The following is a 23,274-nucleotide window of genomic DNA, read 5'->3' on the forward strand; positions in this document are numbered from 1 at the left end:
CATGGCGTGGGACGGAAGGGACAGGGTGGATATACCGGAAGCAAACGGACGGGCTGTGGCGGCCGGAGCGGGATCGCCCGCCGGGGTCGGCGGGGGAGGGGGAGCGGTGCTCTCGGCGCACGAGGTGCTCGCCGTCGTCCTGCAGATCCGCGAGGGCGAACTGTCCGTGCTGCTGTGGCGGCGGGCCCTCCCGCCCTGTGAGGGGGAGTGGGCCCTGCCCGGAGGGCGCCTCGGTGCCGACGAGAGCCTCGGCGCCTCGATCCGCCGACAGCTCGCCCAGAAGGTCGACGTCCGCGACCTGAGCCACATGGAACAGTTGGAGACCCGTAGCGACCCCGGACGCCACCCCCAGCGCCGCACCCTGGCCACCGCCTACCTGGGCCTGGTGCCCGCGCACATCGACCCGGTGGTCCCCGCCGACACCGGGTGGCACCCCGCCGCCGACCTGCCGCCGATGGCCTTCGACCACGCCGCCATCGTCCGCTCCGGCCGACGGCGCCTGCGCTCCAAACTCAGCTACACCAACGTCGGCTTCGCCCTGGCGCCACCGGAGTTCACCATGTCCGAACTGTCGGCCCACTACCGGGCCGCCCTCGGACACGACGTGGCGGCCACCAACCTGCGCCGGGTCCTGCTGCGGCGCGGACAGATCGAGGAGACCGGCCGTTCGGTGCCCTCCGGCCGTTCGGGCGGGCGACCCGCGGCATTGTTCCGCTTCCGCGCGCGGGAACTGGAGGTCACCGACGCCTTCGCGGTGCTGCGGCCGCCCGGGTGACGGGTCCGTGGTCGCACACTCCGTGGTCGCACACGCTGTGTACACTCCCTAACCGTGGCAATTCGTACTGTGGTGTTCGACGTCGGCGAGACACTCATCGACGAGACGCGTATCTTCGCGCGCTGGGCGGACCGTTTCGGGATCCCGCACATGGCGTTCTTCGGCACCATCGGCGGCGTGATCGCCTCCGGAGGCACCCTCACCGAGGGCTTCCGGCTGCTCGTTCCCGGTTTCGACCTGGAGAACGAGAGCGCCCGCTGGCGCGCGGAGGACCCCCACGGGGAGCGCGAGCACTTCGGTGAGCGCGACCTCTATCCCGACGTGCGCCCCGCCTTCGAGAGGATGCGCTCCGCCGGACTGTCCCTGGTCATCGCGGGGAACCAGCCCTCCGAGGCCGGGCCGGCCCTGGCCGCCATGGAGCTGGGCGTCGACGGCATCGGGATCTCCGACGACTGGGGCGTGCAGAAACCCCACCCGGACTTCTTCGACCGGGTCGTGGAACTGGCCGCCCGGAGCCGCCCCGGAATCACCGCCGAGCAGATCCTCTACGTCGGCGACCGCACCGACAACGACGTCCTCCCCGCCCGCAAAGCCGGGATGGGTGCCGTCCTGCTGCGCCGGGGCATCTACGGGTACCGCCACTCCGCGGCCCCCGACGCCGAGGCGGCCGACGCGGTGGTGGACGACCTGCACCAGCTGGCCGACTGGATCTCCGACCGGAACTAGGGCCCCGGGTTCGGCACCGGACCCACGACCGGACCCGGCGCCCGCCCGTGGCCGGGGTCATACTCCCGTTCGATTCGTTCGGCGTGTCGTCCCGCCCGGACCGCGCACGCCCCGGATACCCTCCCCAGCACAACCAGGAGCAGGACCGGACCGCGGTCCGCCACACGGCGCGGTACCTCCTCCCGTGCACCCCGGCGCGGGAGGGGACGCGAGCCCGTGCACGTCCCCCGGCAACACCACCCGGCCCCCGAACGGAGACGACCCCGCGATGATCACATTCGAGGGCGCCGCCAAGGTCTACCCCGACGGCACCGTCGCCGTCGCCGGCCTGGACCTCACCGTCGAGACCGCGAAGACCACGGTCTTCGTCGGGCCCTCCGGTAGCGGCAAGACCACCTCGCTGCGGATGATCAACCGCATGGTCGAGCCGACCGGCGGCACCGTACGCATCGACGGCGCCGACATCCGTGAGCAGGACCCCGCCCAGCTCCGCCGCTCCATCGGTTACGTCATCCAGCAGGCGGGGCTCTTCCCGCACCGCACCGTCCTGGACAACATCGCCACGGTGCCCCTGCTGCTGGGGTGGCGGCGCGGCAGGGCGCGCGCACGGGCGGCCGAACTCATGGAACTGGTCGGGCTCGAACCCGCCCAGGCCAAGCGCTACCCGCACCAGCTCTCCGGCGGACAGCAGCAGCGGGTCGGCGTCGCCCGCGCCCTGGCCGCGGACCCGCCGATCCTGCTGATGGACGAACCCTTCAGCGCCGTCGACCCGATCGTGCGCACCAGCCTCCAGGACGAGCTGATCCGGCTCCAGCGGGAACTGAACAAGACCATCGTGTTCGTCACCCACGACATCGACGAGGCGGTCCGCCTGGGCGACCGGATCGCGGTCTTCCGCCCCGGCGGGGAGCTGGCGCAGTACGACACCCCCGAACGCCTGCTCGCCGAGCCGGTGGACGGGTTCGTCGAGTCCTTCATCGGCTACGACCGCGGGGTGCGCAGGCTCTCGTTCTTCCCCGCCAGCGCCCTCTCCCTGCGCGAGGACGTGGTCTTCGACGACGAGGACCGGGTCGAGCGCGCCCTGACCACCGTCGGCGATGGCGGCGAGCCGTGGGCACTGGTGGTGGACGGGGACCGGCTGCCCATGGGGTGGGTCAGCGCCGCGCAGCTGCTCCGCGAACCCACCGGTGTGCCGTTGGGCACGCTGGAACTCGCACCCTACGGCCACACCTTCGACGTGGGGACCGACTCCCTGCGCGCCGCCCTCGACGCGGCGGTGCTCTCCCCCGCGGGCCGGGCGGTCGGCGTGGACGACGAGGGCAGGGTTGTCGGGGTGGTCTCCCAGGAGGACCTGGGCGCCGCCCTCTGGTCGGTGGCCGAGTGATCGCCGCGGAGGGCGGTAACTGGGTCCTCGGGGCCTGGGAGTGGGTCGTCCGCGTCACCGAATGGGGCACGGCCAACTGGAGTTACCCGGGCGAACCCGACCGCGGCATCCGCCCCCTGGTGCTCGAACACATGCGCCTGTCCTACCTGTCCATCCTCATCGGACTGGTCATCGCGCTACCGCTGGGCCTGGCGTGCGCCCGGTGGCGCCCGCTCTACCCGCCGGTGCTCACCGGCGTGAACGTGCTCTACTCCATCCCCTCGATCGCGCTGTTCTTCCTCATCCTGCCCTACACCGGGTTCAGTGACTGGACCGCGATCGTGCCGCTGTCCCTGTACACCCTGGTGATCCTGCTGCCCAACGTGGTCGACGGGCTGCGCCAGGTCCCCGACCACGTACGCCAGGCGGCGGTCGCGATGGGGTTCAGCCCGCTCCGGCGCCTGGTGACCGTCGAGACGCCCGTCGCGGTCCCGGTCATCATCGCCGGGCTGCGCGTGGCCTCGGTGGCCACTATCAGCATGGTCAGCGTCGCCTCCCTGGTGGGCCTGGGCGGGCTCGGCCAACTCATCCTCAGCGAGGGCTTCCGCCGCCAGTTCGACGCGCCCATCGTCGTCGGCATCGTGCTGGTCGTCCTGCTGGCGTTCGTCACCGACGCCCTGCTCGTGCTCGCCCAGTACCTGCTCACACCCTGGGCGCGGGGGGACGGGAAACGCGGACGGCCGCGCCGCGGACGGACCGTCGCCACGGGCACACCCACGGCCGCCGTGCCCCCGGCCCCGGCCTCGGAACAGCGAACGGCGGGGGAGAGGTAGCCATGGACATCCTGAACGAACTCGTGGCGTGGTTCGGCGACCCCGCACAGTGGAGCGGCCCCTCGGGCATCCCCGCCCGCCTGGGCGAACACGTCCACTACTCGCTGCTGGGGCTGTTGATCTCGACGGTCGTCGCGGTGCCGATCGGCCTGTTCACCGGGCACACCGGGGCGGGCGGCTTCCTCACCGCGAGCCTGGCCAACTTCGCCCGCGCCCTGCCCACCATCGGTGTGCTGTTCCTCATCGTGCTGGCCGCCGGGATCGGCCTGGTCCCCGTCGTCGCCGCCCTGGTGGCGCTGGCCGTACCGCCGATCCTCGTCAACACCCACGAGGGCGTCCGGGGCGTCGAGCCCCGGCTCCGGGACGCCGCGCTGGGCATGGGCATGCGCGGTCGCGAGGTCCTGTTCGGACTGGAGCTGCCGGTGGCGACACCGCTCATCCTCATCGGGATGCGCACCGCCGCCGTCCAGGTGGTGGCCACGGCCACCATCGCCGCCTATGTGGGGGTGGGCGGACTGGGTCGCTATATCGTCGACGGCCAGGCCCGCCAGGACCTGACGATGATGCTGGGCGGCTCCGTGCTCGTGGTGGCGCTCGCCGTGGCCACCACACTCCTGTTCGCCGGGTTGCGACGGCTCCTCGTCGCTCCCGGCCTGCGTGCCGAGGCCGCGGCGGTGCGCTGACCGGGGCGGTCGGTGCCGCCCGCAGAGGAAGTTTTCCAGAGAGAAGGTTGTGGACATGCACAAGAAGCTCGCCCTCATCGGGCTTCCACTGGTGGTTCTCCTGAGCGCGTGCGGTGGCAGCGACCCCTTCGAGGAGGACGGCGGCGACGGCGGCGGTGGGTCGGGCACGGTCGTCATCGGTTCGGCCGACTTCCCCGAGAGCTCCCTGCTCGCCGAACTCTACGGCCGGGCCATGGCGGCCGAGGGCGTCGACGTCGAGTACCAGCTCAACATCGGCAGCCGCGAGGTGTACTACTCGCAGATCGAGTCGGGCAACCTCTCCGTGTTCCCCGAGTACAACGGGGCGACCCTGGTCTACCTCGACGACGAGGCGCCCACCGCCGACTCCGAGGAGACCAACGCACTGGTCGAGGAGGCCCTGCCCGCGGGGCTGGAGATCCTGGACTCCTCCAGCGCTGAGAACAAGGACTCCGTCACCGTCACCAGGGAGGTCGCGGACGAGTACGACCTGACCACCATCGCCGACCTGGCCGACGTCGCCGACGAGCTCGTCCTGGGCGGCCCGCCCGAGTTCGAGACCCGCCACCAGGGCGTCGAGGGCCTGGAATCGGTCTACGGTGTCGAGTTCGCGGAGTTTCGCTCGCTGGAGGTCGCGCTGCTGACCCAGGCGCTGCTGGACGACGACATCCAGGCCGCCAACCTGTTCACGACCGACCCGCAGATCGCGGTGGAGGACTTCGTGGTCCTGGAGGACCCGGAGAACCTCTTCGGCGCGCAGAACGTCACCCCGCTCATCAACAGCGACCAGGTCGACGACACCGCGCGCGCCGCCCTCGACGCCGTCTCCGCGGCCCTCACCACGGAGGAGCTCACCCGGCTCAACGAGCGCGTCGTGATCCGGAACGAGAACGCCGCCGACGTCGCCCAGGAGTGGCTGGAGGAGCAGGGCCTGGCCTAGCGTTCCTGCTCCCGGGCCCTGTTTCGGACCGTGCGAGGACACCCCGGAACGGCCGCCGGGTCCGCGGAGGAGCCGGCCGCGGGGCGGGGCACCGAGCCCCGCCCCGCGGCCGCTCAGCCGAGCCCGTGGTAGCGCCCGCCCCAGCGCACCATCGCGCGGCCGGGCCGGTCGGCCCCCACCTCGGGCAGCCCCACCACGTCCGCGAAGAACACCGTGTGGTCACCGACCTCCACCTTCTGGCGCACCGAGCACTCCAGCGCGGCCAGCGCACCGTCGAGGACGATCGCTCCGGTGCGCTCCCCCCGGTGGTGCGGCTGGCCGGAGACCAGGAGCCGCGCGCTCGGCCGCCCCTCGGCGGAGAAGCGTCCCGCCAGGGCGCGCTGGTCGTCGGCGAGCACGCTCACCGCGAAGGCGCCCACCCACTCGACGACCTCGGCTACGTAGCCCTGGCTGTCCGCGCTCAACATCACGACCGGAGGATTCGCGGACACCGAGACGAAGGCGCTCACCGTCGCCCCGATGTCGTCGCGGCCGTCCGCGATGGTCACCACGCTCACCCCGGTCGGCAACAGCGACATGGCCTCCAGGTAGGCGCCGCTCGCGACACTCAACGGATCTCCCACGTCCCCGGGATGCTCAGCGGACCGGCGGCGGGCAGTCCCAGCCGGGCGGCCAGGTGTTCCAACGGTCCCCAGGCGCTCAGGACGGTCTGCGGCTCGGCGGAGGCCAGGTCCTCGCTGGACTCGTGCTGGCGGAGCCGGTCCAGCGGGTTCGGGCGCGGGAACACCCGCACCGGCAGCGCCCCGGCGCCCACCTTCTCCCGGGCCAGCCGAACGGCCGTCTCGACCCCGCCCAGTTCGTCGACCAGACCGCGCTCCCGGGCGTCCGCCCCGGTCCAGACCCGCCCCCTGGCGACCTCGTGGATCTCGTCCCAGGTCCGTCCCCGGGCCGCGGCCACCTTGCCCACGAAGTCGTCGTAGATGGTGTCCAGGAGCTTGTCGAGCCGCTCCCACTCGGACTCGCTGAAGCCCTCGTCGGTGTCGAACATGCCCGCGTGCGCGCCCTGGCTCACCGAGTCCGAGGTGATCCCGTACCGCTCCTTGAGCGCGCCCAGGACCGGCTTGCCGGTGAGCACGCCGATGGAGCCGGTGATGGTGCCGGGCTGGGCCACGATCGCGTCCGAACCCAGGGCGACGTAGTAGCCGCCCGACGCGGCCAGGCCGCCCATCGTCGTGATGACCGGCTTGCCCGCCTCGCGGGTCAGCTGGCTCTCGCGTCGGATCAGGTCCGAGGCGATGGCCGAGCCGCCGCCGCTGTCCACCCGGAACACCACGGCCCTGACCCGGGGGTCCTTCCGGGCCGCGCGGAACGCGGCGCAGACGGTGTCCGAACCCATCACGGTGCCGCCGCCCAGCGGGGACCGGCGGCTCTTGCCCAGGTTGATGCCGCCGCTGGCGGAGACCAGGGCGATGTGGTCGCCACCGCCCGCCAGCCTCGGTCCGGACTGCTGGGTGTGCTTGCGGTGGTAGCGGGTGACGAACCGGAGCGCGGGCTCGGGGGAGCCCTCCTCCTTGCCGCGCACCTCCCGGTCCAGTTCGGCGTAGACCTCGTCCCGGTAGGCGAGCCGGTCGACCAGCCCGGCCTCCAGGGCCTCCTCGGCCAGGGTCGGGGCGGTGTCGACGAGTTCGCGGACCCGCTCCCGGGGGAGCCCGCGGGTCTCGGCGACCGCCTCGACGATCTGGTCGTTCAGGGACTCCACGATCCGGCCCATGGCCTCGCGGTGGGGGTCGGTGTAGCCGGTCTGGGTGTACGGGTTGATCGCGTTCTTGTACTCGTGGCGGGCCCCGCCCTCGAACTTCACGTCGAGCTTGTCCAGGGCGCCCTTGAAGAAGGTGGAGCGCGACCTGAGGCCGCTCAGCCCCACCAGCCCGGTGGGGGACAGGACCACGCGGGAGAAGGCGGTGGCCAGGTAGTAGGGCAGGTTCCCGTCCCCGGCCTCGCCGAAGGTGTCCGCCCAGGCCACCGCGGGCTTGCCGGCGGCCCGGAAGTCCGCGACCGTGTCACGCAGCTCCTGCACCTGGGCCAGGCTCAGGGAGCGGGAGTCCACCCGCACGACGAGGGCGCCCACCCCCGGGTCGCGGGCCCCTCTGCGGATGCCTTCCAGCACGTCGAGGTAGTGCTGCTTGCGTCGGTTCATGAGCTGGCTGAGGGGGTCGCCCTGCGACTCGTCGGCGACCCCCTCCGTCAGGTCCAGCTCCAGTACCAACGGTCCGCGGGAGCGGGGGCCGAAACGGTTGAGGGACAAGGGCTCAGTGATCTTCGCGAGGTCCACCATGGACCCAGGGTAGTGCGGCTCCTTCCCCGGTGCGGCGGGTGCGCCGGGGACGCTATGGTCTGTGCTCCGACCTGTCATACGCGTGGTCGGGCATCGTAGAGAAGGGCGGGACGTTCGATGGCGGGCACGACGGACGAGGTGCGGCACCGTGCGGGGGGCGGCCGAGTCGCCGCGGTCGCGGCGGCGGCCCTGTTGGCGCTGAGCGCCTGCTCCGCCGAATCGGCCGGGGAGATCGAGTTGGAACGCGGCGAGAGCGGGATGATGCCCTCGATCGACCCTCCCGGTCCGGAGGGCTTCGACAGCGCTGAGGTCGCCGGGGTGAAGGTCGACGTCCCCGAGGGCTGGGAGGTCCAGAACGAGGATGGCCAGCTGTGCATGACCCCGCCCGGCCAGAGCGCCTGCGCCTACGGTTCGGTCCGACTGGTCCCCCACCAGGCGGAGAAGCACCCGCGGAACTGGCCCAAGAAGGATGACGCCTTCTACGCCGACGACGGCTGGGCGGACAACACCGACAGCTGCCGCAGCCTCAACACCGCCGCCTCGGGCAACATCGGGGTCGACGGCGCCACCCTGACCACGGACCGGGGCGCGGTCTTCGAACACGCGGACGGCCTCAAGTCCCACCACTCGGTGTGGAGCGTGACCTGCGACAACGAGGACACCTTCGAGGTGCGCATGTGGTTCCTCCCGCAGAGCGACGTGCTGCTCTACGTCTGGTCCGCCGACGCCCAGTACAGCGCCGTCTACGACGAGATCGCGGCGTCGATGGACACCACCGCCTACCGCGCCGACTCCTGACCCGTCCGCCTCGCGCCTGCGCGTGTTCGGCGCCTCCGCGGGGTTCCCCGCCGTCCCCGCTCGACGCTCGTTCCCCACCGGCGGTTCGATCCCCGCGCCGGATGTGCGGTGCCCCGGACTCCCCGGCGCCCGGACGGGGGCTCCCGCCCGGCCGAATCCCCGACGGATTACCCGAACCAAGTGTCCCTACGGTGCGGTTAGGCCATAGGCTCGTAACCGGTCAAGCAGTCAACGGAACTTGATGGGGTGCATGCGCTGGTGACCACCATGGGAACGGCGGGACGGGTCGATCAGTACACACTGGACAACGGACTGCGTCTGGTGACGGCTCCGGCCTCCACCGGCCAGGTCGCCTCGGTCAACCTCTGGTACGGGGTCGGTTCCCGCCACGAGGTGCCCGGTCGCACCGGGTTCGCGCACCTGTTCGAGCATCTGATGTTCCAGGGCAGCGGCAACGTCACCAAGGGCGAGCACTTCGACGTGGTCGAGCGGCTGGGCGGCGACATCAACGCCTCCACCTCCACCGACCGGACCAACTACTTCGAGACGGTCCCCACGCACGCCCTGGACACCATCCTGTGGTTGGAGGCGGACCGCCTGGCCACCCTGCGCGAGGGCATGACCCAGGAGGTCCTGGACAACCAGCGCGACGTCGTCAAGAACGAGCGCCGCCAGCGTTACGACAACCAGCCCTACGGCACGGCCCTGGAGCGCATCCTGCGCCTGGCCTACCCCGAGGGCCACCCCTACCACCACCCCACGATCGGCTCCATGGCCGACCTGGACGCCGCCGACCTGGACTACGTCAAGTCCTTCCACAAGGCGCACTACGGCCCGGACAACTGCGTCCTGACCGTCGTCAGCGACCTGGAGTCCGAGGACGTCCTCGCCCGGGTGGAGAAGTACTTCGGTGGCATCCCCGCCCGCGACCTCGTCCCCGACACCCCCGACCCCGCGTTGCACGCCGCGCTGGGCGGCCCGGTGCGCGACTCCGTCACCGAGACGGTTCCGGCGGCGGGGGTGTTCATCGGCTTCCGCGTCCCCGCCTACGGCGAGCGCGGGCACGACGTCGCCCAGCTGGCCGCCGCGGTCCTCGGCCAGGGCCAGGGCAGCCGCCTGTACCGCTCGCTGGTCGTGGACCGGCCCATCGCCGCCGACGACGGCGGCGGCTCCGCCGACCTCCTGCCGTTCCGCTACACCGACAGCCTGCTGCTGGTGAACATGCTCGCCCGCGAGGGCGTGCAGGGGGACCTCCTGGAGCAGGCCATCCGCGAGGAGGTCGCCAAACTCGCGGAGGGGGTCACCGACGCCGAACTCGACCGGGCCCGCGCGGTCCTGGAGCGCGAGCACCTGCACGCCATCGCCAGCCCCTCCGGGCTGGCCGACGCCATCGGCAACTGCACCCAGCTGCTCGGCGACCCCGAGCTCGCCTACACCTGGCCCCGGCGCTGGGCGGACGTCACCTCCGAGGAGGTCCGTGCCGCGGCCGAGCGCCTGCTCGTCGACGACAACATGCTCGTCGTCCGCTTCGACCCCGAGCCCGAGACCGCCGCCGAGACGATCAGCGCGCAAGCCGGGGCCGACGCCGCGGCCGACGCGCCGGCGTAACCGCTCCGTTCCCGTCAAGCCGCAGAAAGAGCCGCAGAGCATGCAGCAGACCCGCCCGGACCTCGGCGCCCCCGCCTCCTACACCTTTCCCAAGCCCCAGCGGATCAGCGTCGGCAGCGGCACGGTCGTCGCCATCGACGTGCCCGGCCAGCAGCTGGCCTCGCTCCGCCTCGTGCACCCCTTCGGCGGTGCCGTCGAACCCCTCGAAGCCATGGGCGTCAGCGCCCTCACCAGTGAGGTCCTCGAGGACGGACCCGACGGCCAGAGCTCGCTGGCCCCGGCGATGGAGCGCCACGGCGCGGAGTGGATCTCACGCGTGAGCTGGGACGGTTTCATCACCGGCCTGGACGCGCCCACGAACCGCCTCGGCGAGGCCGTCCGCCTGTTCGCCGACGCCGTGCGCCGGCCGGCCCTGAAGGCCGACGACATCGTGCGCCGCCGCGACCAGCTCCTGGAGCGCTTCTGGTTGGACGCCTCCTCGGCCTCCACCCTGGCCATGCGCAGCCTGGGCGGTCAGCTGTTCACCGGACGCTACGCCACCCCTCTGGCCGGGGGGCCGGTCAAACTGGCCGACGTCACCCCCGAGACGGTCGCCCGCTTCCACGCCGACTCGATCGCCTCGGTCGCCGGAACCCTCGTGGTCGTCGGGGACCTGGCCGGCGTCGACCTGGAGCAGCTGGGCAGGACCGTCTTCGGCGACGCCGCCCCCGCGCCGGAGCGTGCGCTCACCGAGCCCGCGCCGCCGCCCGGTGAACTGCCCCGCGTACTCGTCGTGGACCGCCCCGGGTCGGTCCAGTCGGCCCTGGTCATCGCGCACCGCGCACCCTCGCGTTCGCAGGTGGACCTGCCGCGCGCCGAGGGCATCAGCGAGGTCCTCGGCGGGATGTTCACCTCCCGCCTCAACATGGAGCTGCGCGAGCGCCTGGGCTACACCTACGGTGCCGGGAGCCGTTTCGACCTGCGCCGTGACAGCGGGGTGTTCTTCATGTCCACCCAGGTCGAGGCCGGCACCACGGCCCACTCGGTCACCTCCTCCCTGGAGCAGATGAACAAGCTGCGCGCCGGGGGCGTCACCGAGGACGAACTGTCCACGGTCCGCGAATCCAACACCGTGGGGCTGCCGGTCAGCTACTCGACCGCTCGGAGCATGGCCGGGGCACTCGTCGACATGGTGGTGCACGACCTGCCCGACGACCACGTGGATCGCACCCGCGCCGGGTACGAGAAGCTCACCGCCGAGGACATGAACAGCGCCGCCGTGGAGTACCTCCGCCCGGAGGAAGCCGTCGTGGTGGTGGTCGGTGACGCCCGGAGCCTGCGCGGTCCGCTCACCGAGACCGGGGTGGGCCCGGTCGAGGTGCGGACTCCGGAGTCCCTCTGGAGCTGATGTCCGAGGGTTTCGTGCACGCGCCGGCGCACGTGCACGAAACCCGGCCGAGGTCAAGAATTGGCAAGGGAGACCCTCGTCATGGCATGTGTGGCCTTTCCTCGGACATAACGAAACCGAACCTATGTGTCAGCCATCCGGCAACCAGTGGCTCGGCCTCCGCGCCGTGCTGGTATAACGAGTGATCCGTGCACCTACGTGGTGACAGCGACCGCAATGCTCCGCAGGAGGCCACCATGGCCGGTGAATGGACCCGTGGATAACCGTGTCCTCCCTAGACAACCCTCACACGCAGCGGCCACAGACGTCGCTCGACCCCGCGCGTCCAGAGTCCTCCGTGTCTGAGTCGGAGGCCGATGGTCGGCTGCTGAAGGGTCGCTACCAGCTGACCTCCGAGATCGCCCGCGGCGGTGTCGGAACGGTCTGGCGCGCCACCGACCTGGTCATCAAACGTGAGGTCGCGGTCAAGGAGCTCCGGCTGCCCTCTGAGCTGAGCCGTTCCGAACGCGAGTCGCTCGTCCAGCGCACCACCCGTGAGGCACGTGTCGCCGGACGGCTCACCCACCCCAGCCTCGTCACCGTCCTGGACGTCGTCGACGAGGACGAGCGGCCGTGGATCGTCATGGAGTTGCTGGAGGCCTCCACCCTGGAGGAGATCATCCAGGTGGGCGGCCCGCTGCCCTACCAGCGGGTGGCCGAGATCGGGCTCCAGCTGATCGACGCGCTCAAGGTCGCGCACGGTGAGGGCATCGTCCACCGCGACGTCAAGCCGGACAACGTGATGATCAGCGAGGACGGACGGGTGGTGCTGACCGACTTCGGGCTGGCAGCCTGGAACGGTGAGTCCGCCCTGAGCGCGTCCGGCCGCATCATCGGATCGCCCGCCTACATTCCGCCGGAGCGGGCCAAGGCCGGCCCGGTCGGCCCGGAGTCCGACCTGTGGTCGCTGGGCGCCACCCTGTACGCGGCGGTCGAGGGCTACCCGCCCTACGACCGCAAGGGCTACATCAAGATCCTGCGCCAGGAACAGCTGGACGAGCCCAAGGAGGCCGCGAACGCGGGTCCGCTCGCCCCGGTGCTGGCCGGGATGCTCAGGGTCGAGCCCGGCGAACGGCTCACCGCGGAGAACGCCGCCAAGATGCTGAGGATCGCGGCCCTGGCCCCCTGGTCCCCGAAGCGCGACGGGAACACCTCCGAGGAGGGTGCCGCCGCCGGGGGCGAGGACGCGGAGACCGGGGACGACAGCGATCACGAGGAGCCGGAGACGGCGAGGGAGCACTTCCGCGCCGGTGCCCACGTGCTGGCCGAGTCCATCAGTGACCGGCTGCGGCACAGCCCGGATGCGATGAACTCGATCATGCTGTCCATCCGTGAGTCCACGGAGACGCTGGGCCTGACCAAGTCGGGAAAGCACTCGGAGCGGAGCCACCTGACGGTGGCGGCCGGTGTCGGCCTGGGCGTGGTCGCGCTGCTGGCGCTGGTCGTGTGGGCTCTGTTCGGCCTGTAGTCCACGGGTCGGACCGCGGGGGTGCGGCCGGGCCTCGCCCCCGCCGACCGCGTGGGTCGGCGTCTGGGACGGGGCCTCGGGCCGAGAGCGCTCCCGGAGGTTCGTGAGTGGGGCCGGCGGGATTCGAACCCGCACTGTACAGCACCTAAAGCTGCCGTCTCCTGCCAGTTGGACTACGGCCCCGACGGGGCCACTCTACCGGGATCGGAGAGGGGACCGGTCGTCCGGCCCCGTGGTCGGGCGGACGACCGGCGGACCGGGTCAGACGCCCAGTTCCCTCTTGATCCGGTCGACGTGGCCGGTCGCCTTCACGTTGTAGAAGGCCTTCTCGACCCTGCCGTCAGCGCCCACGACGACCGTGGAGCGAATGACGCCCTGGACGACACGGCCGTAGTTCTTCTTCTCACCGAAGGCGCCGTAGGCGCGCAGGGTCTCCTTCTCGGGGTCGCCGAGCAGGGTGAAGGTCAGGCTCTCCTTCTCCCGGAACCGGGCCAGCTTCTCGGGCTCGTCCGGGGAGACGCCCAGTACGGTGAACCCGGCGTCCGCGAACTCGGTGAGGTTGTCCCGGAAGTCGCAGGCCTGGGTGGTGCACCCGGGCGTCATGGCGGCCGGGTAGAAGTACAGGACGACGCTCCTGCCGGTGTCCGCCAGGACCTTGCTCAGGGAGACGGGTTGGCCGTCGGCGTCGCTGAGGGTGAAGTCGGGTGCCTGGTCGCCGGGCTCCAGACGGATGGTTTCGCTCACGTGGTGTCTTCCTGTTCTGCCTCTGGCGGTCCGGGCGTGCCGGACCGGCTCGTTCACGCCTCACAGTACGAGATGTGCGCTCCGGGGGGGTGCCTGGCCGCTTCGTCGGTGCTGGTGGCCGCGGACAGGGCTCTTCGGTTGCGATTGCGGTTCGGTTCATCCGCTTTGGGAGTGACCAGGAGTCCCATCACCTATTGTTGACCATGTGCTATAGGTTGGCCGTCCTCTGGGTCATGGCGTAGCGTGCGCGGGTCGCCCGGGGCCCGACGGTGTGTCCGGCGGCCACCGACCGGGACACATCCGCTTCGCTTTGGGAGTAGTTCGCCACGATGCCTGGATTCACACTCGACGAGGTCAGGGCTCGTACGCTCAAGGAACGAGACTCCTGGCTGACGGTCTACCTCGTAGACCCGTTCGCGGTCCGGATCGTGCGTCAGATCGCGAACCGGACACCGATCACCCCCAACCAACTGACCGTGGCCGCCCTCTTCCTGGGCCTGGGCGCCGCCGTGTGCTTCGCGTTCGGTTACTGGCAGCTGCTCCTCATCGGTGCCGCGCTGTACTACCTGTGCTTCCTCGTGGACTGTACGGACGGCAAGCTCGCCCGGCTCACCGGTTCGGAGTCGCTGTTCGGTTCCTGGATGGACTACGTCTCGGACCGCTTCCGGGTCCTGGTGTGCGTGGTCGCCCTCATGGGCGGCCAGTACCGGGAGACCGGGCACGTGGCGTTCCTCTGGTTGGCGCTGGCCGTGGTCTTCCTGGACATGCTGCGTTATCTCAACGCGCTCCAGGTGTACAAGGTGCGCCGTGAGATGCGCTCGCACCTGGCGGCCGCACTGGAGCGGGCGCGCGCGACCCTGTCCATGCTCGAACCCGAGGGCGACGCCACCGGCCGCGCGACCGGTCGCGGCGGCCGGACGATGAGCGACGGCGGCGAGCAGGCGGTGCTGCGACACGGCATCGGTGTGTTGGAGCAGATCCTGCGCAGCCAGAACGAGCGGGAGGCCCGTAACCAGCGCACAGCGGGCAAACAGCCGGACCTGACACTGCCCAAGGTCGACCTGCACCAGGAGTTCCGGACGCGTTTCCCCTGGTACCAGCGGTTCTGGGGGTCCCTCAACGACCGGCGGGTGCGCACCCACCTGGTGGGCGGGATCGAGTTCCAGCTGGCGGTCTTCGTGCTCTCCCCCGTCGCCGCGGCCCTCTTCGGTCCGCCGGTAATCGGGTGGATCACGGCCTTTGCGGGCGTTTTGCTGCTCGCCTTCGAGATCGCCATCATCTATAAACTGTGGTTGTCCACACGGGACTTCTTCCGTGTGGTCGACGGAATCGACGGCGCGCTGAGATTCTCTGGTCCGTCCGACGGCGCGGAGGAGCAGGGCCGGGACACCGGCTCGGACACGGGCTCTCAGACAACCGTGCCCTAGGGCAGAAAGGCACCCCTATGACGGGAAGCGACACCGAACCGCGCCAGACCGCAGCCGAGGTCCAGGCCGAGATCGACCGTGAGCAGCGGCAGCTTGCCGAGACCCTGAGCGAGCTCGGCGAACAGGCCCGCCCGGCGAACATCGCCCGGCGCCAGTTCACCAAGGCCAAGGACCGGGGGGCCCGGATCTTCGACGAGGCTCGGGCGCTCGTCCTCGGCGGCGGTGCGGTGCGGGTGGAGAGCCACCTGGTGGAGCCCGAGGAGGGCAGCATCGTCCTCAAGGGCGATGACAAGGTGGTCACGACCTACCAGTCACGCGGCCAGTTGCCCCCCGAGGCGATGATCCTCGCGGCCGGTGTCGGGGCGGTCCTCGCGGTCGGCGTCGTCGCCTGGGCGGTCCGCCGCAAGCGGAAGTAGCCGCAGGCACAGCCCTGACGGGACGGGGCCCGCGCGTACGTCGCGCGGGCCCCGTTGCGTTGGTGGAGGGCGCGGGATCAGAGGAAGGTCCGGCCCTCGCCCCGGTAGGTGGGAACGGCCCCCTCATAGGTCCCGGTGTCGGAGTCGACCAGGTGCAGGGTGTCGAAGCGTTCGCACAGCTCCCCGGCCTTGGCGTGGCGCATCCACACCCGGTCCCCGACGGACAGCCCTCGTGCGGCCTCGCCGATCAGCGGTGTCTGGACTTCGCCCGCGCCCTCGTTGGCGCTGTAGGCCAGGCCCTCGGGCAGGTGGGGGACCGGGGGGCGGTGCGTGTCGACGGGGCCGGAGGCCGGATATCCGCCGCCCAGGACGGTGGCCACGTCGGGCGCGGGGCGGCGGACCACGGGCAGCGCGAACAGGGCTGCGGGGCGGCCGCGGAAGGAGCTGTAGTGGTCGAACAGGTGGGGCTGGTAGAGCCCGGAGCCGGCGGCCAGTTCGGTCACGGCCCGCTCGCGTCCGGTGGTGTGCAGGCTGCCGGTGCCGCCTCCGTTGACGAAGCGCAGGTCGGCGACCTCGCGGACGGCGCGGGTGATCGCGGCCCGGCGCTTGGCCAGTTCCAGGGCTGAGCGGCGCTGGATGCCGCGCAGCAGTCGCCCGTAGAGCGGCCTGCCGGGGGGAGCGTCGCCCACCCCGGCGATCTGGCCCTCGTAGGCCATGATCCCGTCCAGCTCCAGCTCTGGGCGGTGTACGACGGCGCGGGCCAGGGAGGCAGCCTGGGCCGGGGTGCGGACGGGGGAGCGGTAGGAGCCGATCCGGGTACCCGGGCCCAGAGGCTGCCAGCTGGTGTCGATGTCCAGGCACACCCGGACGGGCGGGGCGTCCGGCCCTCGCCCGGCCTCGGCCACGGCCGCGCTGATGAGCTCGAGGTGGGCGGGGGAGTCGACCATCAGGGTGATGGTGCGCGCTGCGACGGGATCGCGGACGAGTTCGGCGAGGGCGGGGCGGTCCGCGGTGGGGTAGGCGACGAGGATGTCGTCGCTGAGAGGTTCCCGGTCCCCGGTGGCCAGCCAGAGGGCCTCGGGCAGGGTGAAGGCCATGATCCCCGCGTAACCGGGCATCGCGAGCACCGTGCGCAGCAGCTCCCGGGAGCGCACGGATTTGCTGGCGACACGGACGGGACGCCCGTGGGCGCGGCGGGTGAGGTCGGCCGCGTTGGCGCGGAAGGCGGCCAGGTCGACCATGGCGAAGGGGGCCTGGATTTCGCGCGTCGCGGCCTCGTACTTCTCACGCAGGCTAGTCATGCCTTCGAGGATGCCAGAACATGAATGTCTTTCATATTGTCCGAAGGGACCGATTTTGTGGCCCCTGTGGAAACCGCGGGTGACACGGGACGCCCCGGGAGCGTCCCCCGGGCTCCGGACGCTCGATATCCTGGGGCGTCACGGCTGATCGGCCGGTCGACCCCGGGAGTGGTGCCACACATGAGCGAACGCGAGTACGTCCTGACCCTTTCCTGCCCCGACAGCCGGGGCATCGTGGCGGCCGTGGCCAACCTGTTGGCCGACCACGGGTGCAACATCACCGAGAGCCAGCAGTACGGCGACCACTTCACCGGACGCTTCTTCCTGCGGATGCAGTTCGTGGCCGAGTCCGGGCGCTCCGGGGTGGTCGGTGAGGACGTTCTGCGCGGCGCCTTCGCCGCACTGGCCGGGGACTTCGGCGGTCCCGGAGAGTCGTTCGTCGAGTGGACCCTGCAGGCCTCGGACGTGCGTCCGCGCATGATCGTGATGGTCTCCAGGTTCGGGCACTGCCTCAACGACCTCCTCTACCGCCAGCGCAGCGGCCTACTCGACATCGACATCGCCGCGGTGGTCTCCAACCACCCCGACCTGGAGTTCCTCGCCGACTCCTACGGTGTGGACTTCCACCACCTGCCGGTCACCCCGGAGACCAAGGGGGTTCAGGAGGAGCGGATCCTGGAGCTCGTCGACTCCTACGACGTCGACCTGGTGGTGCTGGCCCGCTACATGCAGGTGCTCTCCGAGCAGCTGTGCACCAAGATGTCCGGGCGCATCATCAACATCCATCACTCCTTCCTGCCGAGCTTCAAGGGTGCCCGCCCCTACCACCAGGCGCACTCGCGCGGCGTGAAACTGATCGGTGCCACCGCCCACTACGTCACGGCCGACCTGGACGAGGGCCCGATCATCGAGCAGGAGGTCTCCCGGGTCGACCACACGCACAGCCCTGACCAGCTCACCGCGATCGGCCGCGACCTGGAGTCGGTGGCTCTGGCGCGCGCGGTGAACTGGCACGCCCAGCGTCGGGTGCTGCTCAACGGGGACAAGACGGTCATCTTCGGCTAGGCGGTGCGCCGCCGCGCGGCTGGGCGGTCGGCCCCCGAATCGGCGACGCGGCCGGGACAACTTGATTTTCGGACGGCCAGGGGTACCTGCGGGTGCTCCTGGTTTTTTCTTGCCCAGCCGGGGTTCCGGGTGCGGTTTTGGGGCAGGTCTGGTAAGACCATGACCCTTCCGACCAGCGATTCGTCTCATGCAGTGCCTTGTTGACTACATAGAGTGCGTATATGGTGTGATGAGGTCGAAACCTCTCCGGTTACCCCGTCCCGGGGTGGCTCCGGGTTTCGGTCCACAACCCTGAGTCGAAGCGGCTCTGAGTAGGGGGCACAAATGGGCAAGCATTTCGATGACGCCGTGGGCAAGGGCAAGGAAGCCGTCGGCAAGGCTGCCGGAGACCGCGGCACCGAGTTCGAGGGAAAGGCCGACCAGGCCAAGTCCGGGGCCAAGGACGCCGCGGACAAGGCCAAGGGCAAGGCCGAGGAGTTCAAGGACCAGGCCGAGGACAAGATCAAGGGCGTCTTCAAGAAGAAGTAGACGCGTCCAGGACGGTTTGCACACTGCGTAGGGGGACCAGTGTCGGACATCAAGACCGAATCCGCGGTGCCGAGCGCCCGTGAGTCCGGCGGCAAGCGTGAGGCCGCCGGCAGGAACGACCAGGGAAGCACCCACATCGCCGACGGCGTCGTCGCCAAGATCTCCGGTATGGCGGCCCGGGAGATCGGCGGCGTCTACGCCATGGGCGGCGGGACCGCGCGCATGGTCGGTGCGGTTCGTGACGCCGTGAGCCGGGGCAGCTCCTCCGGTTCGGTGGCACAGGGCGTCGCCGTCGAGGTCGGGGAGCGGCAGGCCGCCGTCGACATCGACCTCGTCGTTGAATACGGCGCCGCCATCCAGGACCTCGCCGCCGCCGTGCGCCGCAACGTCACGTCCGCGGTCGAGCGGATGACGGGCCTCGAAGTCACCGAGATCAACATCAAGGTGGACGACATCCACCTGCCCGGGGACGACGAGGACGCCGACGACGGCGATTCCGAGCCCAGGGTCCGTTAGTCGTGGCCGGCGGCGACACACCGGGTGAGACCGCACGCGCCATCGCGGAGTCGACCGCGGGCTTTCCCGACGTGGTCGAACTGTCCTCCGGTTCCTTCGGCACCCTGAGCACCGCTGTGCCGGGGGGCCGGATCCGGGGAGTGGCGGTACGCGACGGCCACGTCGAGATCGGCGTGGTGGTCCGCTACGGGCGGCCGCTGCCGGAGATCTCGGCGGAGATCCGACGGGGCCTGGCCCCGCTGGCCGGCGGCCGCGCCGTCCACATCTCGGTGGAGGACGTGGTCGCCGGTCTCGGCGACGGTACACGCGCGGCCAGCTGAACAAGACCTACAAACAGGGCGTGCTGATTAGAGGGGGTAGCCATGTGGCCCATCGTTGGACTGTCCTACGGGACGGTGCTCGGGCTCGCGGCGGCGTTCGGCGGATTCCCCGCCTTCGCGCTGGTCCTGGTCCTCGGCCTCGTCGGGTTCGTCGCGGGCCGGGCGATGGAGGGCGAGATCGATCTCGCCGAGATGTTCACACGGCGTTCGGCGTAGACGGGGGTGAGGTCGTGGTCGGGGTTCGAAGCGACACGGTCCCCCGCCAGCGGGATGCCGCGCCCGCGGGGGACCGGGAGGGCGGCAGGCACGTCCGCCCCCGGGACCCCGGAGGCCGCACGGACATACCCGGGGACGTCATCGAGAAGGCAGCCGCCAAGGCTGTCGGCGAGGTCTCCGGGGCGCGGGCCGCACGTTCGAGGGCGGCTCGCGCCCGGGTCAGCGGGGAGGTGGTCCTCCTGCGGTTGCGTATCGAGGTGAGCTACCCGCGGCCGGCGCTCCAGGTCGCCCGAGCGGTACGGGAACACGTCAAGGGCCGGATCGAGTGGATCACCGGAAAACAGGTCCACCACATCGACATCGAGATCGCGGAGTTGGTGCGCTGACATGACCACCGTGGAAGAGGTGCTCGGTCGTCCGAGCCAGGGGACGGACCGCCGCGCCAGGCGGGTCGCCGTGCACACGTTCCGTCCGCGCAGGTCCTGGCCGGCGGTGCTCACCGGTCTCGTGATCCTGGTGGTCGCCGTGGTCGCCGCGGCCGAGGTCATCGCCGCCCTCGCGGGGAACCCACTGCGGCTGATCCCCGTCGGTGCGGCGACCGACTACGCGGGGACCACCACCTGGTCGGAACCGTCCGTGCAGATCGCCTCGGCGATCCTGGCCCTGATCGGGCTGGCTCTGATCGTGGTGGCACTGGCGCCCGGCCGGGGCCGGTGGACCGCCCTGCGCACCGACGACCCGGCGCTGGTCGTCGGTCTGACCCGGCCCGCGCTGCGCCGCGCGGTGTCCGCCGCGGCCCAGGACGTGAGCGGTGTCGACGGGGTCCAGGTGGCGGTGCGCGGCAACAGGTTGAAGGTCCACGTACGTACTGGCATGCGTGATTCACGCGAACTGCCCGGCGAGGTGACCTCGGCAGTGGAGCGCCGACTGGAGGAGCTGGCCCCGCTGCGCAGCATGCGGATCGCCACGCACGTTCGATACGCGGAGGGTTGACGATGGCGCGCGACAGGAGTCGGAGGTCGGCCCGGGGCAACCGTCTGGGCCTGGTCATCGTGGGGTCGGTGCTTCTGGCGGCGGGCCTGGCCGCACTGGCGGTGGGGCAGGGGCTCTTCGGTGGAGACCTGGCGTCCGCACCGCTGGTCGGCGAGCGCCTCAACGAGCTGCTCGCGCAGCAGTGGGTTCCGTACGCGGTGGTGGCGGTCGCCTTCGTGGCGGGTTTCCTCGCCCTGCGGTGGTTGATGGTGCAGGGCATGAACGACACGGTGGGCCGTCTCTTCCTGGAGCGCGACGACGCGGGCAACGTGGAGATGTCCGAGAGCGTGGCTCGTGGGGCTCTGGAACAGGAGGTCGCCGACTACCCCGGGGTTCGCAAGGCCCGGGCACGGCTGACCGAGTCCAGCGACCAACCGCACCTGCGCCTGGCGCTCACCCTTGAGGACGACGCGGACGTGGCGCACGTCTGGAAGAGGGTGCGTTCGGAGGCGCTCGCCAACCTGCGCGGCTCCCTCGGACTGGACCAGGTGCCCGCGGTCATTCGGATGTCGATGACCGCCCCGGCCAAGAACCCCAGGCGCAGTCTGGCCTGAGGGGGCGGCAATCCCGTTCCGGGAGGGGCGAGTCTGGTGGCGAGCTGGGCTCAAGCCACCAGACCCGGGGTGACGGCCGGTACGGGCGAGCGGGTGGGAGGCTCGAGCCCGGACTCCGGCCGTGCCCTCGGTACAAGCCGGGAGCACGGCCGGACATTCCCGCCTTTTCGGGTCGTTCTACCTCCAGGCGAGGATCTTGTGGACGTCTGCGGGCAGCCCGGGGAACTCCTCCGGTCCGCTGGAGCCGTCCGTGGGCACCCTGTACCAGCTGGAGTCACCGGTCTGCGGCTTGGAGCGGAAGATGACCTCGGAGCCGTCGGGCGACAGTACGGGGTCGGAGTTGGACCGGGGGCCCTCGGGGATCAGGGTCCGCTCGGTGGGCAGCGGCTCCAGCTCGTGGTGGAGGACGCCCTCGTTCTCCGCCTCGTAGGTCTCGGGGGTGTCCGCGGTGAACTCGATGACGCTCAGCTCGTCGTCGGCGAAGAGCAGGGTGCCGTCGTCGAGGGCCTGGAAGCCGGACCGCTTGTCCACGGGGACCTCGGGGGAGCGGTCCGGATAGATGGTGTCGCGGGTCAGGTCGACCACGTCGGAACCGACCTGGTCACTGATGTCGAAGTAGAACAGGGTGCGGCTTTCGAGGCTCCCGACCAGCCCCGCACCGTCCATGACCACCGCCATGCTGTTGAAGTAGTTTCCGTAGAGCACGGCGCCGTCGATCCCCGGCACGACCGTGAGCTGGTCGCACCGCGTACTGGCGCACGTGGCGCCGAGGTCGGTGATCTCCCCGCTCTCCAGGTCCATGGCGTGGATGGTGTGCTCGGTCCCGCCCTCGTCCTGCACGAAGATGATCCGGTCGCGCTCCGGGTCGGCCACCGGGTGGATGTAGTCGATCGGGGTGCCGAAGTCGTCGACCTCCTGCTCGGGGCTGAGCGCCGTGAACATGCCGTCCGCGGACAGGACCCCGAACCCGCTGACCTGGTTGCCGTTCACCTCCTCGGTGAAGGTGGCCATGACGAGGTTGCGCTCGGGGAACAGCGGCGGCCGCTGGCTCTCGTGGCAGGAGGAGCCCAGTGCGATGCCCGCGTCCACCATGCGGCCGTGGGAGAGGTCCTCGGACTCGCCGCGGTCGCTGCCCATGATGTCGAATCCGACCTGGAGCAGTTCGTCGGCGTTGTCGGAGGAGTAAAGGGTGTACTCGACCCAGCCCTCGGCCACGTCGCAGTTCGCGGTGAGGATGCCGGGGTCGGCCAGGGAGGGCGTTTCCGGGGGTTCCTCCTCGGCGCCCTCTTCCCGGGGGGCGTCTTCGTCGGCGGGCGCGTCGGCCGAGGCGCCCGTGGTCTCCTCTTCACCTGACGAAGCGCCGACGAGGCCACAGCCGGTGGCCGCCAGTATCAGGGCGGCGAGGGGCGCCAACAAGCGCGGTACGGGGGAGGAGAGAATGGGGTTCACGGAAGCTTGTTCTACCACAGCCGTAAACAGGCCTCCTGGGTGTTCCTGCTCGGTTCGAATCCGGTGGCCGGATGTGGTCAGAGGCGTGGGGACCGTGACGAATGTTCCGGCGAGCGTGAGCTCCGGAAGCAGCAATCCGGCCGGGACGGGCACCAGGTAGCGTCCGGGGCCGTCGGGTGCTCCGGTTCCACCTCCGTGCGCCTGGGCCCTTCCTCGAACCACTGCCGGTTCCACCCGTACACCCGAACCGACCTGGTCGTGGCCATGGGCCTCTGGCTGGAGCGGCCACCGAACCGGTTCCGGCTCCAACCGGGGTCAGTGTGCTGAGGCCGGGACGCACGCCTTCCCCAACGCGGTCGAAGCGCTGCTCCCCCCGCGCCGAACACGTCGGCCCGGTAGGTCGGTGCAGAAAGGGGGCGAGTCTGGTGGCGAGCTGAGCTCAAGCCACCAGACCCGGGGTGACGACCAGCATGGGCGAGCGGGTGGGAGGCTCAAGCCCGGTCACTGGCCGTGCGTCCGGTACAACCCCGAATGTCCTTCGAGCATTCCCGCTCGGATGCACCCGATTCGGCCGGCGGGCCAAGGGGCGGGCGGTGCCGGTCGGGTTCGCGGCGTGCTCCACGGCGACCTCCGCCGAGCTCGGGTTCGTTGTTCGCCCCGAACTTTTTCGGCAGGAACGAGTTCTCTGTCTGTGGCGCGTCTCGAAAACCGGTGTCCAGTTGTGGACAACCTT

General features: G+C 70.8%; 25 protein-coding genes and 1 tRNA gene. 20 read left to right on the forward strand and 6 right to left on the reverse strand.

Going from position 1 to position 23,274, the window contains the following annotated elements; all coding sequences use genetic code 11:
- Positions 1-25: 25 nt before the first annotated feature.
- The 6 genes from ACUKCB_RS00065 (at position 26) to ACUKCB_RS00090 (ending at position 5,338) form a co-directional block, all read left to right on the forward strand.
- Positions 26-775: an NUDIX hydrolase gene (locus ACUKCB_RS00065; RefSeq protein WP_473038397.1), complete on the forward strand. Its 750-nt coding sequence runs from the start codon at positions 26-28 to the stop codon at positions 773-775.
- Between the two features lie 54 nt (positions 776-829).
- On the forward strand, positions 830-1,501 hold the full coding sequence (locus ACUKCB_RS00070) for an HAD family hydrolase (protein ID WP_473038398.1): 672 nt from the start codon (positions 830-832) through the stop codon (positions 1,499-1,501).
- 268 nt (positions 1,502-1,769) lie between these two features.
- Positions 1,770-2,885 carry an ABC transporter ATP-binding protein gene (locus ACUKCB_RS00075; protein ID WP_473038399.1) on the forward strand — a complete coding sequence of 372 codons (1,116 nt, stop codon included), beginning with the start codon at positions 1,770-1,772 and terminating at the stop codon, positions 2,883-2,885.
- Positions 2,882-3,697: an ABC transporter permease gene (locus ACUKCB_RS00080; protein ID WP_473038400.1), complete on the forward strand. Its 816-nt coding sequence runs from the start codon at positions 2,882-2,884 to the stop codon at positions 3,695-3,697. The genes ACUKCB_RS00075 and ACUKCB_RS00080 overlap by 4 nt, the downstream gene beginning before the upstream one ends.
- 2 nt (positions 3,698-3,699) lie before the next feature.
- Positions 3,700-4,380: an ABC transporter permease gene (locus tag ACUKCB_RS00085; RefSeq protein ID WP_473038401.1), complete on the forward strand. Its 681-nt coding sequence runs from the start codon at positions 3,700-3,702 to the stop codon at positions 4,378-4,380.
- A gap of 55 nt (positions 4,381-4,435) precedes the next feature.
- Positions 4,436-5,338 carry an ABC transporter substrate-binding protein gene (locus ACUKCB_RS00090; RefSeq protein WP_473038402.1) on the forward strand — a complete coding sequence of 301 codons (903 nt, stop codon included), beginning with the start codon at positions 4,436-4,438 and terminating at the stop codon, positions 5,336-5,338.
- A 113-nt stretch (positions 5,339-5,451) separates the two neighbouring features.
- On the opposite strand, the gene ACUKCB_RS00095 is transcribed toward ACUKCB_RS00090, so the two are convergent.
- Both ACUKCB_RS00095 and sppA read right to left on the reverse strand, forming a co-directional pair.
- Positions 5,452-5,949 (reverse strand): flavin reductase family protein, encoded by a 498-nt coding sequence (locus tag ACUKCB_RS00095; RefSeq protein ID WP_473038403.1) that lies wholly within the window; start codon positions 5,947-5,949, stop codon positions 5,452-5,454.
- Complete coding sequence (gene sppA / locus ACUKCB_RS00100; protein WP_473038404.1) at positions 5,946-7,673, reverse strand: signal peptide peptidase SppA; 1,728 nt, start codon at positions 7,671-7,673, stop codon at positions 5,946-5,948. Before sppA ends, ACUKCB_RS00095 begins: the two co-directional genes overlap by 4 nt.
- Positions 7,674-7,790: 117 nt before the next feature.
- Here sppA and ACUKCB_RS00105 point away from each other — a divergent pair, with 117 nt between their 5' ends.
- The 4 genes from ACUKCB_RS00105 (at position 7,791) to ACUKCB_RS00120 (ending at position 12,973) form a co-directional block, all read left to right on the forward strand.
- Positions 7,791-8,471, forward strand: a complete 681-nt coding sequence (locus tag ACUKCB_RS00105) for a hypothetical protein (RefSeq protein WP_473038405.1) — start codon at positions 7,791-7,793, stop codon at positions 8,469-8,471.
- Positions 8,472-8,738: 267 nt separating this feature from the next.
- Entirely contained in the window at positions 8,739-10,079 is a 1,341-nt protein-coding gene (locus ACUKCB_RS00110) for a M16 family metallopeptidase (protein ID WP_473040873.1), read from the forward strand.
- Positions 10,080-10,119: 40 nt separating this feature from the next.
- The gene (locus tag ACUKCB_RS00115; RefSeq protein WP_473038406.1) at positions 10,120-11,466 is read left to right on the forward strand and encodes a M16 family metallopeptidase; all 1,347 of its coding nucleotides are present in this window, start codon (positions 10,120-10,122) and stop codon (positions 11,464-11,466) included.
- Between the two features lie 247 nt (positions 11,467-11,713).
- On the forward strand, positions 11,714-12,973 hold the full coding sequence (locus ACUKCB_RS00120; RefSeq protein WP_473038407.1) for a serine/threonine-protein kinase: 1,260 nt from the start codon (positions 11,714-11,716) through the stop codon (positions 12,971-12,973).
- Positions 12,974-13,081: 108 nt separating this feature from the next.
- Here the strand turns inward: ACUKCB_RS00120 and ACUKCB_RS00125 are convergent.
- Together ACUKCB_RS00125 and bcp are read right to left on the reverse strand one after the other, a co-directional pair.
- Positions 13,082-13,156 (reverse strand) — tRNA-Leu (locus ACUKCB_RS00125).
- A 78-nt stretch (positions 13,157-13,234) separates the two neighbouring features.
- Entirely contained in the window at positions 13,235-13,717 is a 483-nt protein-coding gene (bcp, locus tag ACUKCB_RS00130; protein WP_473038408.1) for a thioredoxin-dependent thiol peroxidase, read from the reverse strand.
- 329 nt (positions 13,718-14,046) lie between these two features.
- On the opposite strand from bcp, the gene ACUKCB_RS00135 reads away from it, so the two are divergent.
- Both ACUKCB_RS00135 and ACUKCB_RS00140 read left to right on the forward strand, forming a co-directional pair.
- Entirely contained in the window at positions 14,047-15,144 is a 1,098-nt protein-coding gene (locus ACUKCB_RS00135; protein ID WP_473038409.1) for a CDP-alcohol phosphatidyltransferase family protein, read from the forward strand.
- Positions 15,145-15,161: 17 nt separating this feature from the next.
- Positions 15,162-15,560 carry a DUF3618 domain-containing protein gene (locus ACUKCB_RS00140; RefSeq protein WP_473038410.1) on the forward strand — a complete coding sequence of 133 codons (399 nt, stop codon included), beginning with the start codon at positions 15,162-15,164 and terminating at the stop codon, positions 15,558-15,560.
- 77 nt (positions 15,561-15,637) lie between these two features.
- Here the strand turns inward: ACUKCB_RS00140 and ACUKCB_RS00145 are convergent, their stop codons facing one another.
- A complete protein-coding gene (locus ACUKCB_RS00145) occupies positions 15,638-16,861 on the reverse strand; it encodes an amino acid deaminase/aldolase (protein ID WP_473038411.1) in 1,224 nt (407 codons plus the stop codon).
- Positions 16,862-17,041: 180 nt separating this feature from the next.
- Between ACUKCB_RS00145 and purU the strand changes: the two genes are divergently transcribed.
- From purU to amaP, 8 genes are all read left to right on the forward strand, one after another.
- The gene (purU, locus tag ACUKCB_RS00150) at positions 17,042-17,926 is read left to right on the forward strand and encodes a formyltetrahydrofolate deformylase (RefSeq protein ID WP_473038412.1); all 885 of its coding nucleotides are present in this window, start codon (positions 17,042-17,044) and stop codon (positions 17,924-17,926) included.
- A 324-nt stretch (positions 17,927-18,250) separates the two neighbouring features.
- Positions 18,251-18,454 carry a CsbD family protein gene (locus ACUKCB_RS00155; RefSeq protein WP_473038413.1) on the forward strand — a complete coding sequence of 68 codons (204 nt, stop codon included), beginning with the start codon at positions 18,251-18,253 and terminating at the stop codon, positions 18,452-18,454.
- 39 nt (positions 18,455-18,493) lie between these two features.
- A complete protein-coding gene (locus ACUKCB_RS00160) occupies positions 18,494-18,970 on the forward strand; it encodes an Asp23/Gls24 family envelope stress response protein (protein ID WP_473038414.1) in 477 nt (158 codons plus the stop codon).
- A 2-nt stretch (positions 18,971-18,972) separates the two neighbouring features.
- A complete protein-coding gene (locus tag ACUKCB_RS00165) occupies positions 18,973-19,290 on the forward strand; it encodes an Asp23/Gls24 family envelope stress response protein (protein ID WP_452544825.1) in 318 nt (105 codons plus the stop codon).
- Between the two features lie 42 nt (positions 19,291-19,332).
- On the forward strand, positions 19,333-19,506 hold the full coding sequence (locus tag ACUKCB_RS00170; RefSeq protein ID WP_017546417.1) for a hypothetical protein: 174 nt from the start codon (positions 19,333-19,335) through the stop codon (positions 19,504-19,506).
- Between the two features lie 14 nt (positions 19,507-19,520).
- On the forward strand, positions 19,521-19,892 hold the full coding sequence (locus ACUKCB_RS00175) for an Asp23/Gls24 family envelope stress response protein (RefSeq protein WP_473038415.1): 372 nt from the start codon (positions 19,521-19,523) through the stop codon (positions 19,890-19,892).
- A 1-nt stretch (position 19,893) separates the two neighbouring features.
- Positions 19,894-20,499, forward strand: coding sequence for a DUF6286 domain-containing protein (locus ACUKCB_RS00180; RefSeq protein ID WP_473038416.1), 606 nt, complete (start codon positions 19,894-19,896; stop codon positions 20,497-20,499).
- Positions 20,500-20,501: 2 nt separating this feature from the next.
- Complete coding sequence (gene amaP, locus ACUKCB_RS00185; RefSeq protein WP_473038418.1) at positions 20,502-21,092, forward strand: alkaline shock response membrane anchor protein AmaP; 591 nt, start codon at positions 20,502-20,504, stop codon at positions 21,090-21,092.
- A 177-nt stretch (positions 21,093-21,269) separates the two neighbouring features.
- On the opposite strand, the gene ACUKCB_RS00190 is transcribed toward amaP, so the two are convergent.
- The gene (locus tag ACUKCB_RS00190) at positions 21,270-22,541 is read right to left on the reverse strand and encodes a hypothetical protein (RefSeq protein WP_473038419.1); all 1,272 of its coding nucleotides are present in this window, start codon (positions 22,539-22,541) and stop codon (positions 21,270-21,272) included.
- Between the last annotated feature and the right edge of the window lie 733 nt (positions 22,542-23,274).

The organism is Nocardiopsis moroccensis (assembly GCF_055763695.1).